General features: G+C 71.6%; 13 protein-coding genes. 7 read left to right on the forward strand and 6 right to left on the reverse strand.

Annotation, left to right across the window (positions count from 1 at the left end; translation table 11 throughout):
- The first annotated feature begins 3 nt into the window (after positions 1-3).
- The 4 genes from WMF27_RS26870 to WMF27_RS26885 all read left to right on the forward strand — a co-directional run bounded on the left by WMF27_RS26870 (position 4) and on the right by WMF27_RS26885 (position 6,186).
- Positions 4-873: a hypothetical protein gene (locus tag WMF27_RS26870; protein ID WP_437766018.1), complete on the forward strand. Its 870-nt coding sequence runs from the start codon at positions 4-6 to the stop codon at positions 871-873.
- On the forward strand, positions 870-3,065 hold the full coding sequence (locus WMF27_RS26875; protein ID WP_437943067.1) for a hypothetical protein: 2,196 nt from the start codon (positions 870-872) through the stop codon (positions 3,063-3,065). Before WMF27_RS26870 ends, WMF27_RS26875 begins: the two co-directional genes overlap by 4 nt.
- Positions 3,062-5,617: a helicase HerA-like domain-containing protein gene (locus WMF27_RS26880; protein WP_437943068.1), complete on the forward strand. Its 2,556-nt coding sequence runs from the start codon at positions 3,062-3,064 to the stop codon at positions 5,615-5,617. The genes WMF27_RS26875 and WMF27_RS26880 overlap by 4 nt, the downstream gene beginning before the upstream one ends.
- 170 nt (positions 5,618-5,787) lie before the next feature.
- Complete coding sequence (locus WMF27_RS26885; protein ID WP_437766015.1) at positions 5,788-6,186, forward strand: hypothetical protein; 399 nt, start codon at positions 5,788-5,790, stop codon at positions 6,184-6,186.
- Between the two features lie 18 nt (positions 6,187-6,204).
- Here the strand turns inward: WMF27_RS26885 and WMF27_RS26890 are convergent, their stop codons facing one another.
- A complete protein-coding gene (locus tag WMF27_RS26890) occupies positions 6,205-6,567 on the reverse strand; it encodes a hypothetical protein (RefSeq protein ID WP_437943070.1) in 363 nt (120 codons plus the stop codon).
- A gap of 19 nt (positions 6,568-6,586) precedes the next feature.
- Here WMF27_RS26890 and WMF27_RS26895 point away from each other — a divergent pair, with 19 nt between their 5' ends.
- Positions 6,587-7,018: a hypothetical protein gene (locus WMF27_RS26895; protein ID WP_437943071.1), complete on the forward strand. Its 432-nt coding sequence runs from the start codon at positions 6,587-6,589 to the stop codon at positions 7,016-7,018.
- A 116-nt stretch (positions 7,019-7,134) separates the two neighbouring features.
- On the forward strand, positions 7,135-7,551 hold the full coding sequence (locus tag WMF27_RS26900; protein ID WP_437943072.1) for a hypothetical protein: 417 nt from the start codon (positions 7,135-7,137) through the stop codon (positions 7,549-7,551).
- A 54-nt stretch (positions 7,552-7,605) separates the two neighbouring features.
- On the opposite strand, the gene WMF27_RS26905 is transcribed toward WMF27_RS26900, so the two are convergent.
- Positions 7,606-7,959 (reverse strand): DUF1428 domain-containing protein, encoded by a 354-nt coding sequence (locus WMF27_RS26905; protein ID WP_437766011.1) that lies wholly within the window; start codon positions 7,957-7,959, stop codon positions 7,606-7,608.
- 210 nt (positions 7,960-8,169) lie between these two features.
- A complete protein-coding gene (locus WMF27_RS26910; RefSeq protein WP_437766010.1) occupies positions 8,170-9,021 on the reverse strand; it encodes a helix-turn-helix domain-containing protein in 852 nt (283 codons plus the stop codon).
- 439 nt (positions 9,022-9,460) lie between these two features.
- Here WMF27_RS26910 and WMF27_RS26915 point away from each other — a divergent pair, with 439 nt between their 5' ends.
- Positions 9,461-10,669 carry a hypothetical protein gene (locus tag WMF27_RS26915; RefSeq protein ID WP_437766009.1) on the forward strand — a complete coding sequence of 403 codons (1,209 nt, stop codon included), beginning with the start codon at positions 9,461-9,463 and terminating at the stop codon, positions 10,667-10,669.
- Between the two features lie 405 nt (positions 10,670-11,074).
- Here WMF27_RS26915 and WMF27_RS26920 read toward each other — a convergent pair whose 3' ends face one another.
- The 3 genes from WMF27_RS26920 to WMF27_RS26930 all read right to left on the reverse strand — a co-directional run bounded on the left by WMF27_RS26920 (position 11,075) and on the right by WMF27_RS26930 (position 15,524).
- The gene (locus WMF27_RS26920) at positions 11,075-12,004 is read right to left on the reverse strand and encodes a YkgJ family cysteine cluster protein (protein WP_437943073.1); all 930 of its coding nucleotides are present in this window, start codon (positions 12,002-12,004) and stop codon (positions 11,075-11,077) included.
- Positions 12,005-12,208: 204 nt separating this feature from the next.
- Positions 12,209-13,681, reverse strand: a complete 1,473-nt coding sequence (locus tag WMF27_RS26925) for a protein adenylyltransferase SelO (protein ID WP_437943075.1) — start codon at positions 13,679-13,681, stop codon at positions 12,209-12,211.
- Positions 13,682-13,829: 148 nt separating this feature from the next.
- On the reverse strand, positions 13,830-15,524 hold the full coding sequence (locus WMF27_RS26930; protein ID WP_437943076.1) for a DUF1592 domain-containing protein: 1,695 nt from the start codon (positions 15,522-15,524) through the stop codon (positions 13,830-13,832).
- Positions 15,525-15,581: the final 57 nt, after the last annotated feature.

Consider the following 15,581-nt stretch of genomic DNA (forward strand, 5'->3'; position numbering starts at 1 on the left):
CCGGTGCCGAAGCTCCTCGGCGTCCTGGAGTCCCAGAAGCAGCTCGGCGGCGCGTCGTACCCGCCGACGCTCGAGCGGCTGACGGAGCTGACCGGTGACACGCTCGCGGTGACGAGCAAGGCGCTGACGACCAAGGAGGCGAAGGCGCGCTTGCTGCTCTCCCGCGCGGCGGGAGGCAAGAAGAAGCCAGCCCCCGGCGCCACGCTGGTGCTGCTCGCGGAGGACCTGGAGGCGGTCGCGCAGTCCGATCGGCTCCTGGAGGTGCAGCTCCAGTCGGCGCGGACGGCCGACGCTCCCGCGGTCGACCTGGCGAAGCTCCCCAAGGGCCTCCTTCCCGCCCTGAGCCGCGCGTTCAAGGCGGCGCTCGAGCAGCGCCTCGCCGAGCGCCGGCTCCCCCGCACCATCGGCGCATTGACCGGGAAGAAGCCGCTGCTCTTCTTCCTCGAAGACGCCGTCCTCCCGGCCGCCGGCGCGCCGGCGCGGCCCGCCGCGGCCGCGACCGACGGCGCTGCCCGCCGCGCGGCCCCCGACGGCGCCGGCAACGCGACCTCGGACGGCCCCGGCACCTCGGCCCCGAGCGGCCCCGGCGCGCCGGCCATCTCCTTCGCCGATCGCTTCGACGCCGCCTTCTCCTCGCTCGACCGTGCCTCCGGCCGCCTCAACTACGTCACGCTCCACGCGCTCCGCACCGCGCTGCCGGACATCCCGCGCGCCACGTTCGACGAGGAGCTCGGCGCGCTCCGGCGGCAGCGGCGCTACTCGCTCGACCCGTCCGACGGGCGCCACCACCAGATGGCCGAGGCGGAGCGCGACGCCGGCATCAAGGAGGCCGGGAACCTGCTCGTCTACGTGGCGCGGAGGGACGACGCATGAGCGAGGAGCCGACGTTCGAGCGCTTCCTCGCCGCGGTCCGGGGCACCAACCCGTTCCGCAGCCACCGCATCACCGACGTCGGGGGCGGCGAAGCCACGGTCGAGTCGATCCACAAGAGCGCCTTCACCAAGCTCGTGCGCGTCGTGCAGGACGCCGCGAAGGAGCCGATCAGCATCGGCGCGCTGCTCATCGGCGCGCCCGGCGTCGGCAAGAGCCACCTGCTCGCGCGGCTGTTCCAGTGGGCCGGGGAAGACAGGGCGACGGTCGTCTACCTGCACAACATCCTCGCCTCGCCCGAGCGGATGCTCCGGTACGTGCTCAACGCGACCGTCAGCGACCTCGCGGGGCACCGCGGCAGCGACTACACGCAGTCGCGCCTCTATACCGTCCTCAACCGCGCCGTCATCCGGACGGGCGCGCTCAAGGGCCGCAGGATGATGACGGGCCCGAAGGAAATCGAGGCGCGCAAGGAGGCGCTGGCCCGCCTCGGCGCCAAGATCGACCCGCAGAACGCCGTCATCCCCGTGCTCAACGCGTTCCTCACCGGGACGTCGCACGCGAGCCTCGGCGACGCCGGCGCCGAGAAGCGCGCCCAGGCGGCGGTGCTCTGGCTCTCCGGCGAGACCCTCGGGCCCGACGAGGCCCGCCTGCTCGACCAGGCGGCCGGGGAGGACGGCCTCGCCCTGGCGGACGACGCCGCGGTGGAGCGCGTCCTCCACGTCCTCGCGCACCTGTGCGCCCTCGCCGAGCTCCCGCTCGTGCTCTGCCTCGACCAGATCGACAACCTCGACGCCGAGGCCGTGCGCGCCCTGATGTCGTACGCGCACGCGCTGCTCGACCGGGCGAAGCACCTCGTCGTGATCGTCTCGGGCGTGAAGCAGTCGATGCTCTCCCTGCGCACCGGCGAGGTGATCCCGGCGGCCGCGTGGGACCGCATCGCCGAGCGGATCCTCGAGCTGCACATGGTCTCGCCGGAGGAGGCCCGCGCCATCCTCGAGGGGCGGCTCGACGCCGCGCTCTCCGGCTTCGAGGAGAAGGAGATCGAGGAGCTCAACGCCGCGCGCAAGCGCGATCGGCTCTTCCCGCTCGGCAGCGGGTGGCTCGAGCGGCGCCTCGACGGCGTGCAGGAGCTCCGGCCGCGGGACGCGATCCTCTGGGCGCGCGACCGCTGGGAGGCGCAGCAGGATCGGCTCGCGGCCGTCGGCGGCAAGCGCTGGCTCAAGGAGTGGCCCGGCCCCGAGCGCGAGCCGAAGGAGCCGGGCGGGAGGCTCGAGGACGTCATCGACGCCGAGGTGAAGAAGAAGCTCGTCGAGGGCACGACCCGCCGCCGGCTGCAGCAGGCGTCGCTGCCGCCCGACGAGGACAACCTCGCGAGCCTGACGCACCACCTGCTCGCCAGGTGCGCCGGAAAGGGCGCCTCGACGCTCCTGAGCGTCGAGCACGCGACCGCGAAGAGGCGCGGCAAGGCCGCCCCGGCGCACCACCTCGTGGCCAAGGAGAAGCGCGCGGACGGGGTCATCGTGACCACCGGCGTGACGTTCCTCTGCGCGCCGAGCGGGCACGGCGCGCGGCTGCCGCTCCAGCGCATGGTCGAGGACACGAAGCACACGGACAAGCGCATCCTGGTCACCGACGAGGAGCGCCGGCCGCTGCGGCTCGGCGGCGCCGGCAAGGCCGCGTACGACGCGCTCTGCAAGCTGGGCCGCCAGCGCTTCCTCCACCTCCACCTCGACTTCGCCGGGCACGCGGAGCTCGACTCGCTCGTGGGGCTCCTCGGCGCCGCGAGGAGCCATGACCTCGAGATCGAGCACCCGCGCGGGCAGTACCGCAAGGTGACCGAGGCCGAGGTCATGGCGTCCTTCGAGCGCCAGAGCCTCCTGCTCGCGCACCCGCTGCTGCGCGAGCTGCTCACCGAGGAGATCGTGAAGGGCGGCGGGGACTCGACGCCGCCCCCGGCGTGGGATCCGCAGCAGACGCGGGAGCACATCATGGCCGAGCTGTCGTGGCGCCTCGGCCTGATGGCGAAGGAGCTCGCGCAGATCTTCGCGAGCCGGAAGAAGCTGCACGAGAGGCGCTTCCCGGAGGTGTGGTCGCACATCAAGAAGACGGCGCAGGCGCTCCATGACGAGGGCCACGTCCACGCGACCGCGACCGACGACGACCTCTTCGTCCAGCTGCGGGGCAAGAAGTGAGGCTCGTTCACGTCAACGTGACCCAGCTCCGCGTCGCGGCGACGTGCCCGAGGCTCCACTGGTTCGACGCGCGCGCCACGGCCGAGCGGCAGGACGGGCGGACGGTCGTGAGCCGCATCTGGCGCAAGGGCGGGGAGGCGCCCGGCTGCGGCGCGCTGTTCCACACCGCGGTGGAGCGCTTCAACGCCGCCGCGGCGAGCTCGGACGAGGTGCTGGCGGCGCTGGAGGCCGCCGGCGACGCCCCGGGCCTCCAGCAGGCGCTGATGCGCTGGTTCAACGCCTCCTGCCTGAACCTCGACGCGCTCGCGGCGCGCCCGGTGCCGCTGCGGCTGGGCTTCATCTCCGCGGTCCAGCGCTACATGGAGGAGCTCGCGCGGCTCGCGGCGCACGCGAGGGCGGCGGGCCTGCCCGCGGCGGAGCTCCGGGCGCAGCTCTTCGGGGACTCGCGCAAGCGGGTCGACGTGACGTTCCACGTGGGGGAGGACGTCCACGTCCACGTCACCGGGGCGATCGACTACGTGTACTTCGATCCGCGGCTCGGGAAGCACCGCATCGTGGACTACAAGCTCACGCCCGCGACCTCCCCGAACAGCGATCTCTTCCAGATCTTCACGTACGCGCTGATGCACCACCACCAGCACGGCACCCGGCCGGACGTGGCGGTGTTCTACCTGCACCCCACGCGCAGCGTCCGCGAGGCGCGCTGGGAGGAGATCGAGGCGAAGCGCGGCAAGGTCTACGAGCTCATCGCCAGCATGGTGGCCTGGTCCGACCACGCGGTGGGCGCGGGCGGGCTCGCGCCGCCGGGTGACCGCGCGACCTGCGGCGGCTGCAAGCACGAGCGCTCGGGGGCGTGCGTCGCGCAGCTCGGCCACAAGGACGTGGGCGCGTGGGACAGGCGCTGGACGGCGCTCGAGGCCACGCGCGGCGGCGGATCGCCGGAGGGGCGCGAGCCCGCCGCGGCCAGCGCGCCGGCGGCGGACGAGCCAGCGGCGGACGAGCCGATGGTGGAGGACGATCCCGAGCTCGACGAGGCGCTGGCGGTCGTGAAGCCGGCCGTCGAGCGCCCGAAGCCGGCGCCGGCGCGCGGCCGCGGGCGAAGGGCGCCCGCGGAGGCGCCGCCGGGCGGTACCAGCGCCAGGCCGGCGGAGGCGCCGCCAGGCGGTGCCAGGCCGGCAGAGGCGCCGCCGGGCGGTGAGCGCTCGACCCCAGCTGCGCTCGACCCGGGAGCGAGGCCGCCGGAGGCCCGCACCGCGAGCGTCACCGGCATGCTCCTCGGCTTCGACGACGGCGGCTCGCCCGTCTGCGTGGACCCTGCGGTGCTCCGGACGCACGTCTCGGTCGTCGGCGCGGCGGGGAGCGGCAAGACGTGGATGGCCAAGGTCATCGCGGAGGAGGCGCTGCGCGCCGGTGTCCCCGTCGTCGCGATCGACCCCCAGGGCGATCTCGTCCAGATGATGGAAGCGCGCCCGCCGTCCGACGTGCCGGCGGAGCTGCACCGCGCCTGGGAGGAGCTCCGGGAGCGCATGGAACCGCGCATCCTCACGCCCGGGTCGTCGCACGGCCAGCGGCTCTGCCTCGACCCGCTGCGGCTCCCGAGCGCGGGCGAGCTCTCGCACATCGCGAACCCCGCGCTCCGCGCCGAGGAGGAGGAGGGGTTGCTCGTGGCGGTGGCGGCCAACCTCGTCAGCCTCTGCGCGTGCGGCGGCGAGGAGGAGTCGCAGCGCACGTTCCTCTACCAGGTGCTGCGGCACCTGCCGCGCGCGGCGCCGGTCCGGCTGAGGGACATCGTGGCCGCCGTCACCGCACCCGAGGACCTGGGCATCGACGATGTCGACAGCCTGATCCGCAAGTCCGAGCGCGAGCGGCTCGCGCGCAAGCTCAACACGTTCGTGCAGGGCCCGTCCGCGCGGCTCTTCTCGGGGGGAACGCGCCTCGACTTCACCGAGCTGCTCCGGCCCTCGAAGCCGGGGCGCGTCCCGCTCAACGTCGTTTACCTGAACGCGCTCAGCAACGACGACGAGAAGCACTTCTTCCTCGCCGCCCTCGCGACCGAGCTGTACCGCTGGATGATCACGACCGTGGACGCGACCTCCGGCGGCGTGAACCTGCTCTTCTACATCGACGAGGCGCGCGACTGGATCCCGGCCGGCGGCAGCAAGCCGCCCGCCAAGCAGCCGCTCATCCGGCTCTTCACCCAGGGCCGGAAGTACGGCGTGGGCTGCTTGCTGTGCACCCAGAGCCCTCGATCGGTGGATTACAACGTGTTCGGCAACACGAGCACGAAGCTCATCGGGCGGCTCGAGGCGGCCCAGGACGTGGAGCGCGTGATCGACTGGTTCACGATCGAGGGCGGGGCGCCTCCCTGGGTCGCCGCGCGCAAGGGGGCGCCGAAGGGGAGCTTCGTCGCGCGCTGGCCCGACATGCCCGCGGAGCTCGCGGGCCGCGCGTTCAAGGGACGAACGCTCTTCACGCGCCACGCCGGCGCATGGTCGCCCGACCGCGTGGAGCGGGCCGTCACCGAGGCGGGGCTCCGTGGTGCGGGCGGGTGAGACGCCGGGCGCGGGCTCGGTCGACGCCTTCTCACCTGCGCCGCGAGGCGCTCGGTTCCGGCATCGCCCCATGCTTCGTGGGCGAGTTGATGGAGTCGGCGCCACTCGCCCTGGCTTCCGGCTCCGGATCGACTTTTCGTACCAGAATGACATCTGGCAGGGAGATCGACATGGCAAACGGAAACCCAAGGAACCCGACGCTACACTTCTGGGATGTGCCAGCGGCGCTCCTCGGGCTCGCAGTGGCTGGCGCGCTCGCTCGGATACCGCTCTTGGGAGAGTACGGTCTCCTGTGGATCGGAGCTCCGACCGCATTCGTCGCCTTGCGGCGTCTGGCACTACCCCAGCTCACGCCGGCGGCCACTGCGCCAAAGCCGAGTCTCTCCATCTGGCAGAGGCTTGGTGCCTACTTCTGCCTGATCCTTGGGGGTGTCATCACCTTGATTGCCGGCATAGCGTTCTATATCAACGCGACGAGGGAGACACGTCCCGAGTTCACATGGCAACTGCTTCTCCCCATTGCGATTGGCGGCGCGCTGGCTATGGTCGGTATCCGACGACTGACGTAGCCCATCCGTACCGGCGCCTTACCGCGGTCTGTCATCTGCCGTCGCGGAGCTTGTGGCCGGCGACGTGGCCCGGTTGCTGAGGACGCGCGACACGAGCGCGAGCAGCATCTCGCGCGCGTGGCCGCCGTCGACGGCTGGATCGCGCAGCCGGATCGCCTTGCTGCCGTCCAGCACGGCGAGCAGCATCGTCGCGAGGGCCGCCGCCGGCAACGTGTCGTCTACGCGGCCGGCGGCCTGTCCGCGCGCGAGCTCGGTATCGGCATCGTCGCCTACCGCGTGCTCGCCGACGAGCTGCTCAGCGGCGCGACGGCGCCGAGCCCTGGCGCGCACTTCGTGGCGCGGCGGCGCGATCGTCGGCGATCGGTACCCCTCGTTCGTCATGAAGTACGCGGCGCGCTGAATGGGCGTGGATTACCCGCCCTGCTTGCCGGCGCCCCCGCGGCGTGCCTTGATCGCGCGCGTGACGACGGGGTTCTTCGAGGCGCGTGGCTTTCGTTTCCGGCTCGATCGCGAGGGCGCCGAGGTGAGCGGGGCGCCGACGCGCGCGGTCCAGGCCACCATCGACCCCGGCGAGGCGGGCCTCGACGGTGACGAGCCCCTGGCCGAGCTCCTGGGCCGCCGGCTGTCGGCGCTGCTCGGCGCGCCGGTGAGCGACGAGGAGGGGATCTTCGACCTGGCGGTCGAGCGCGATGGGGCCGTGGTCGCGGCCGTGCAGCTCTCGTGCGGCGAGGACGACGAGGACGTGCTCGAGCTGCTCGGCGAGCGGTCGCCCTCGCTCCCGGTGCGCGCGCTGGTCGAGGCGCTGGTCGAGGCGCTGCGGGGCCCGGGGTGACGGCGCGCGCGGCGCGCCAGCACGCGGTATCGGCCCAGGTGAAGCCGATCGAGGACGGGTTCCTCGTTCCGCCCGGCCATCCTGGGGCGGGTGAGGTCACAGAGGGCCGCTTCGTCATGCTTCCGGTCCCTGGCGTCGAGCACAGCCCTCAGTTCTTTCGCTACAGCGCCGCGCTCCAGGGCGACCCCCGTGCCTCCGAGTTCTTCGTCCTGATCGCCACCCCTTTCGGTGATCCGTCAGCCGCCTCTCGAGCGCTCCCCCACCTCGAGCGCGCGTTCCCGTCCGCGACTGTCGCTCTGCTGCTCGATGCTCGGACCGGCTGGGCTCGCGCCAGCGTCTCTGCGCTCAAGGATGCAGGCCGCAAGGAGCTCGCTGCCGGCTGCGTGGCCGCCGTCCTCGCCGGTGCGAGCTGGGACGAGTCCGACCCCATCCTCGTGGAGCTGGACGAGGCGCACTTTGCCGTGAGCCTCGTCCACCACGTTGACCTCTGGGATGCGGTCATCGATACCTACCCCATCGACGCCTCGCCGTGACCGGCCCTGGGCCCCCTGAGCGGGGGGGCGGGCTCGCGGACCGCCGCCTCCCGGTCAGACGTCGACGAGGACGTCGAACCCGCCGTAGATCATCCGCTTTCCGTCGAAGGGCGAGTCCTCGTTGTTCATCTGCATGCGCGGGTCCTCCATCACCTTCTTGTTGCCCTCGTCCCGCACCGCCTTCGAGGGCCAGACGATCCACGAGAAGACGACGACCTCGCCTTCCTCCGCCTTCACCGCGCCCTTGAAGTCGGTGATCTTGCCGTCGGGCACGTCGTCGCCCCAGCACTCGACGACGCGAATCGCCCCGTGCTCCTTGAACACCGCTGCGGCCCTCTCGGCCAGATCGCGATAAGCCTGCTTCTTGCCCGCGGGCACGGGCACAACGAAACCGTCGACGTAGCTCATCGTTGCTCTCCTCTCGTTCGGCCCCGCTCCAAACGGCCCACCGCCGCGACCCGCGCGGCGGCGTGCCGACCTGCTCGGGGACCGGGGGTGATGCCCCACGCGATCGACGAAGGCAACTTCGCTGCAAGGCCGCCCGGCGGCCGCGCCCGACGGCTCACGGCGCTCGAACCGGCCAGAGGGCGCGCTCGGCGCAACAGGCCTGCCGGACGATCACCCAGGGCGAGGCAGCGCGCGCTCGCGGGCGCGCCACGCGGCCGGGGCCACGCCGTGGCGGCGGCGGAAGAGGCGGCTGAACTGGCTGGCGTCGGCATAACCGACCCGCTCGGCGATGATCTCGACGAGCTCGTCCGTGTCGCGCAGGCGACGCCGCGCCTCGGCGAGGCGGCCTTCGAGGATCCACGCCACCACGGAGCGGCCCGTCGACCGCTTCACCGCGGTCGTGACGTACGCGGGAGATCGGCGCACCGCGCGGGCCACCTCACCGAGGGTCAGCGGTCCCAGACAGCGCGCCTCGATCACGGCGAGCGCCTCGGCGACGATCGAGGGGGCCTCGGGGGGAGCTGCGTCGCGCGGGGCGGCGCGCACGATCTCGGCGAGCACGAGCCCGAGCAGGCTCTCGGCCACGATGGGCAGCATGCCCGAGGACCGCGACAGCTCGCGCTCGAGCTCCTCGAGCAGGCCGAGCACGTGGGGCTGCCTGCTGGTCGGCAGCTCGACGACCGGGAAAGCCCCGCGCCGGACGCGATCGAGCGGGGCGAGCAGCTCCTGAAAACGATCCTGAGGGAGGCACGAGCGACAGAAGGCCACGCCGCGCAGATCCACCTTGCTCGCCGTGAGCCACCGGTGGGCATCGCCGGCCGGGATGAGGTGGACCTGGCCAGCCGTCAGCTCCAGCTCGCCGCGGTGCTCCACCCGCATCCGGCCGCCGAGGTGAAAGGCGAGGACCGAATAGGTGTGCACGGCGGCGCGCTGCACCGGGCGGAGCTCCGGCGCGCGACAGGCATGTACGTGGATCACGCCCGCCTCGAGCGCGTCGATTGTAAGCTGCGACTCAATGGCCACCGTCGCAGGGTAACACGCGTTGATGGGACAGGCTCCTGGACTGACCAGGCGCTCGAGGCTCCCTCGGTCCGGCAGGCGACGCGGCGTCACACAGCGGCGGCACCCGGCGCGCATCGGCGACCTGAACCCCACGGACACGCACACCATAGCAAACGGATCGAGCACGGCTGAGCTCCCTTGACAGCCGGGGATCGATTCGTTTTTTCTGAAACTTGCGAGGTCACCCGGGGGTCCTCTTCGCGGCGCGCCGCAACCTCGCGCGGACGCCCGAATCACCGTGATCTAGATCAAACATGATGGCTGCGCGCTCGGTTCACGCGCGCGTACCTCGACCGGCGCGATCACGACACCGTGTTCGCTCCGGGCGACGCTCCCCTGTCAGACTCATCATCAGGGAGGGTTTATGAATCACATGTTCAATTCTCATCAAGGCGTGTTCATGGCCTGTCTCTTCCTCCTCATCCCGCTGCTGGGGGCCGCGGGTTGCGCGGGGGAGGAGGAGTGGGACTCCGGCGAGCTCGTCGCGGTCGCCGCCCAGGCGCACCGGGCCCAGAGCGGCGAGCAGCTCTTCGAGAGAGCGACCTTCGGCGGCAACGGGCGCCGCTGCGTGACCTGCCACAGCGAGGAGACCGGCACGATCTCCCCGGCGGACGTGCAGGCGCGGTACGCGGCCAACCCGAACGATCCCCTCTTCCGCCCGATCGACAGCGACGACGGCGTCGGCGACAGCTACACGCGGCTCCTCAACGAGGCCACGATCCGCTTCGAGTTCCCGCTGCCCCCGAACGTCTGGCTCTACGACGACCCCGCGGCCACGAGCGTGACCCTCTTCCGAGGCGTCCCCTCCGTGAAGAACTCGCCCGCGCTCGATCCGCTCATCACGTTCGATGCCCGTGAGCCCGACCTCGAGACGCAGGCCGCGAACGCGATCCTGGCGCACTTCGAGCCGACGGTCACGCCCACGCGGCGGCAGCTCGAGAAGATCGCCGATTACGAGCGGACGCTGTTCAGCTCGCGAGAGCTGCGCCGTTACGCGCACGGCGGGCCCGAGCCCAAGCTGCCTCGCGGCCACACGCCGTCCGAGAAGCGCGGGCGCAAGCACTTTCTCCCGAACGGCGTCTGCGGCCAGTGCCACAGCGGGCCCATGCTCAACACGAGCAGCGAGCAGTTCCCCTTCGGGGCGTTCACCAGGATCACCGGCGTGCTGACCGGCTTCTCGGGCGAGGTCCTCGGCACCTCGGAGGTGCGGCCGACGCCGAACCCGATGCGTCGCTACGCCATGGCCTGCCCCTCGGACGGGAGCGGCCTCCTCTGCTCCGATCCGGACCTGTACTTCCCGCTCATCGCCGTCTACCAGCCGAGGCTCGAGAACGGTGTCTTCTCGATGCTCGCCGCCGATCCGGGCGCCGCTCTCGTCTTTGGCACCCTGGACGTCCTGGGGGACGGCAAGACGACCTCCCTCTGGGGCATCAACGAGACGGCGCCCTATTTCCACGACAACTCGGCCCCTACGCTGGAGGACGTCATTCACCACTACAAGCTGGCCTTCGAGGCCGCCCCGATCCTGGCCGCCCCGATCCTCGGGGGACGCACGACCCTGACCGCCCAGGAAGAGGCGGACATGGTCGCCTATCTCAAGCTCCTCTGAGCGGAAAAGCGAACATGACGGCCTCCGGCAATGTCGCGCCCTCGACGCTGCTGGCGACGGACCAGGCAGGGAGCCTCACGGATCTGGGCTGAAGCGCCTACAGGGCCGTGGCCGAGATGATCGCCGCGCCGGTGATGGCGGACCCCGCGCTCAAGAAGAATTTTCTGAAGTGCATGCCCAGCGGTGACGGCGCCGCGTGTTTGCACGACACGATCCTCGAGTTCGGCGAGCCCGGCTGGCAGACCCTGGGCCGTGGCTACGAGCAGCTCCTCACCCTCGTCCAGGGCTGGAGCGCCGCGAGGGAGGTGGGGGAAATAGGATCAATCCTGAGACTTACGTACGCCTCACTCGCCTGCCTAGCGGCTGAGCCCGTATCCCACGAACCTGCACCCCGCTTTGAGCCGTTCAGGGCTCCCGGCCGGGCGCGAGACCCACCGCTGCGATGAGCTCGCCCAGGCCGGGATCCGTCGCCTTGTCGGCGCTGCGCGCCGACTCGAACGGCCGCTCCCCGCGGATCCACGCGTCGGCGAGCGAGTCGGGCCCGTTCAGGAGCAGGTGCATCGCCGCCGTCAGCTCCAGGGGGCGCATGTCGAGGCGGAACAGCTCGGAGAGGCCGAGCTGCAGGCCGGCGCTGATGGCGTGGACGCCGCGAATGGGCTCCATGAACGAGCGACCCCCCACGCCCCGCGCCAGGAACGCGGCGCGCGCCTCGGGGTCCCGCAGCCTGGTCGCGCACTCGCCCGCGTCGAGCGAGTTCATCCCTCGACAGGAGAGCGGTCGAACCTCGTAGATCGAGCACCGCCCCGACCGCAGGAAGGGGCAGGGGTGGTCCGGCGAAAACCGCTCTGCCGAGGGCAGGCCCCGCGTCCTTTCGTGGCACCCGGACACGTGCTGAGCCACGCGCGCGAGCTCCGCGTCGGACAGGGTCGACCTCAGGTGGTCGGCGATCGCGAGCGCCTCCGGCGGCGTGACCCCGACCGATTGATGGCAGCAGTGATCGCAGCCCGCCCTGCACGCCACCGCGCCATCGGGCGCGCGCGCCAGGAGCCCCGCAGCGAGCCGCGACGTGGCCGCCATCGCGTCCCGCGCCAGCTCGACCGCGCCCTCCACGCTCGGCTCCCCGCGCAGAGCGGAATAGGCCGTGTTCGCCGCGGCCGCCGCGATGTCGTTCTGCCACGCCTCCCGGAACACCGGGGTCCTGAGCGCCACGCGCTCATGCCCGCTCGCGGGGTCGCGGAGGACCGTGAGATGCACGCGGCCCGCGCCGTCCTTGCGGGCGTCTCGCCGGGCCTTCTTTCCTGACGCGGGGCGCGGCTTGCCTTTCCTCTGACTCATGGGGGCCGGTTCCTGGAAGGTGATTGCCGCCCGAGCGCTCGAAGAAACCGTAGTTTATCACACGTCCGAACCGTCCGCCAGCCTCCCAGGCGTCAACCAAGCTTCGCGCCGCGTTCTCCCACATCCTAACGTTCACGTTCACGTTCACGTTGGTGACCGACCGTTATGGCCGACTCCCTGAGATGACGCGCTGTCCGAGAATGGTCAGGTCCCGCAGAACGTGTATTGCACGCGCTCGTCCAGCTGCGGGGGCTCGCTCAGATGCGCGCTCTCCGGCTGATCGTCGTACGGTCGCTCGAGCACCCGCACCAGCGTCTCGAACGGCTCGAAGTCGTCACGGAGGACGGCCGCCTGGATGAGCGCCTCGATCCGGTGATTGCGCGGGATGAACGCCGGGTTGACGAGCCGCATCGCGCTCGCGCGCGCCTCGGACGTGACCTCCTCCCGGGCGAGCCGCCGGCGCCACGACTCGGCCCAGTCGCGGAAGGCGCCGGGCTCCGCGAACAGGGCGGCCACCTGCGCGTCGGCCGCTGGATCGGCCGCTGAGGCGCACAGCCGGCGAAAGAAGACCGTGTAATCGACGCCGTTCGACGCGAGCCGCTCCAGCAGATCCGCGGCGAGCGCGAGATCTCCCTCCTCCTCGCGCGCGAGCCCCAGCTTGGCCCGCAGGACGCGCGCGTGGGCCGCGGCGAAGAGCGCGGAGAAGCGCTCCACGCGCTCGGTCGCCAGGCGGACGGCCTCCTGCTCGCCCTCGGCCAGGAGCGGCAGGAGCGCCTCGGCGAGCCGCGCCATGTTCCACTGCGCGATGCGCGGCTGGTTCCCGAAGGCGTACCGGCCGCCCCGATCGATCGAGCTGAACTTCTTCGCGGGATCATACTCGTCGAGGAACGCGCACGGCCCGTAATCGATCGTCTCCCCGGAGATCGACGTGTTGTCGGTGTTCATCACGCCGTGCACGAAGCCGACGCCGAGCCAGCGCGCGACAAGGGACGCCTGCGCGTCGACGACGCGCTCGAGCAGCGCCAGCGCGTCGTTGCCGCTGCCCATCGCCTCGGGGTAATGCCGGGAGAGCGCATACGAAGCGAGCGTGGCCAGCGCCTCGCGGTCGTCCCGCGCGGCGAAGAACTGGAACGTGCCCACGCGGATATGGCTCGCGGCCACGCGCGTGAGCACCGCGCCGGGGAGCACCTCCTCGCGATAGACCGGCTCGCCCGTCGTCACCGCGGCGAGCGCGCGCGTCGTCGGCACGCCGAGCGCCGCCATGGCCTCGCTCACGACGTACTCGCGCAGCACCGGCCCGAGCGCCGCGCGCCCGTCGCCGCCCCGCGAGAACGGCGTCCGCCCCGCGCCCTTGAGCTGCAGGTCGCGCCGCTTGCCGTCCCTGCCCACGATCTCGCCGAGCAGGATGGCCCGCCCGTCCCCGAGCTGGCTGACGAAGCTGCCGAACTGGTGCCCCGCGTACGCGAGCGCGATCGGCTCCGCGCCCTCGGCCAGCGTGTTGCCCGCGAGCACCTCCGCCCCCTCCGGCGAGGCGAGCTGCTCCGCGTCGAGCCCGAGCACCTCCGCGAGCGCGCGGTTCACCTTCACGACGCGCGGCGCGCGGACCCGTGCGGGGGAGACACGCGCGTGGAAGCGGTCGGGAAGGCGGGCGTAGGTGTTGTCGAACGGGAGCTTCATCGGCGAACCTTACGCGCGGAGTTGCCGCCGCTCAAGCCGCCGGAAGAGCCCGCCGCCGGGCCGCGCCACGGCGCCGCGGGAGCGAGCGACGCTCAGCCGTTCGCGCGAGGGCGAGCGAACAGGCTCCTTGTCGTATCGCATTCCCTCCTCAGTTCCCGGCGACGCGCAGGCGGAAAGAGTCCGTCTGGGTGAGATCGGCGAGCAGATCGAGGATGGTATAGCCGTCGACAAGCAGGTTGACGCTGAGCCCGTGAACGTCACACCTGTCGCTCCCGTTCGGCTCCCGTCCCGTGGCAAAGGCGACCCACCGCTCGGCATAATGGCGCATGGCAGCCGGATCGGCGGCGAGCTCGTTCATCAGCTCGATGGGTGACGTGATCGTCTTGACGTTGTCGGCGCCAAAGGTGACGTCAGCGGCCCCGTCGATGGCGCCGCCGAGCGGATCGGTGGTCTGCACCTTGCCAACGGCGTCGTACCTCTCGAGCACGAAGCCCGGCGGGTTGATGTACGTGCCGTGGCATCCGGCGCACCCCGCGGGGGAGGTCAGCGCCTCGATGGCCTCACGCTCCGTGGAGAACGGGCCCGGAGGCCGCGGCGCCTCGCTCGCGCCGGGCACGGGCGCCAGGTTGATCCCGAGCAGCCTGTTGACGACGAACGCGCCCCGAAGGATCGGGCTCGTGGCGCCATGACGCGCGTAGGAGCTCAAGAACCCGACGCGGGTCAAGAACCCCGGCCGCTCGGTCAGGTCGAGCTCCACCCGCGTCAGCTCCGCGCCGTAATCCGCCGCATCGAGCCCATAGAGCGGAGCGGTGTCCTGATTGACGTAACCGACGTTGCTCAGGAAGAGGTCCTTGAACGACCCCCCCTCGAACGCCACCTCCTCGAAGAGGGCGTCCATCTCTGCCATCATCGGCGCCACAACGTCCGGGGAGTAGTCGGGGAACTGGGTCGTGTCGTGGTCGACCGCTCCCCAGCGCGACCCCGGGCGAATGTCCGCATAGGCGCGATGGAACCGGGTCACGACCGGCGCCGTCTTTTCGCGGTCCTGGATCATCCGCTGCGCCTGCGCCAGGATCTGCTCCTTGGTGGCGAGCTGGCCAGCGTCGGCCGCGGCGTCCAGGAGGTCATCTGGAATGGAATCCCAGAGCAGGACCGAGAGCCTCGCCGCCACCTCGTGGCTGGAGAGCTTGATCGCGCTTCCTTCGCGCTCCTGCGCCAGCTCAGGGCGCAGGATGAACGAGGGCGAAGCGAGGAAGGCGAAGAGGATGGCCTCGGCGATCTCGCCGGGCGTGCCCTGGGGCTCCACCGCGGTGAGCCGCAGGAAGCTCTGCACCTCTTCTTCGAGCAGAGGACGGCGGAACGCCTTGCGACCGAAGGCGGTAATCGTCTCTTCCAGGCACGCGGGCGCCGCCGGATCGCAGGCGAGGAACCTGGGCTTGTTCGGCCCGCCCATCACCTCGGCGGCGAGGTGTTCGGCGGCCGCGAGATAGCCGTTCCATGCGGGCTCTGTCATGTCCCCCTCGAAGTCGGGGACGAGGAGCGCAGACGGCGGGAGGTTGCCGGCGCTCTCCAGCGTCGTCACGCCGAGCAGATCCCGCACCACCGCGTCGTACTGCCGGTTGAGCAGGCGCGGGATCTGGGACGTCACCGGGATGCCGGGCACGCAGGAATCCCCCCCTCCGACGCCCGATCCCCCCCCGACGCCGGCGGTGGCGCCGCTGCCGCCGCCGCTCTGATCGTCGCGGTCGGTGCCCTTGCCCAGGATCGTGATCCCGCACCCGGGGGCGACGAGCGAGAGCGCCGCGAAGCAGCAGAGCGAGGATACGGCGCGCCAGAGCCTCATGACCAAGCCTCCCGCCGTAGCAATCTCCGAGGCTCTCCCCCGGGATCACAATTTCGT

This window comes from Sorangium sp. So ce281, from assembly GCF_051527395.1.
Classification (GTDB): Bacteria; Myxococcota_A; Polyangia; order Polyangiales; family Polyangiaceae; genus Sorangium; species Sorangium cellulosum_B.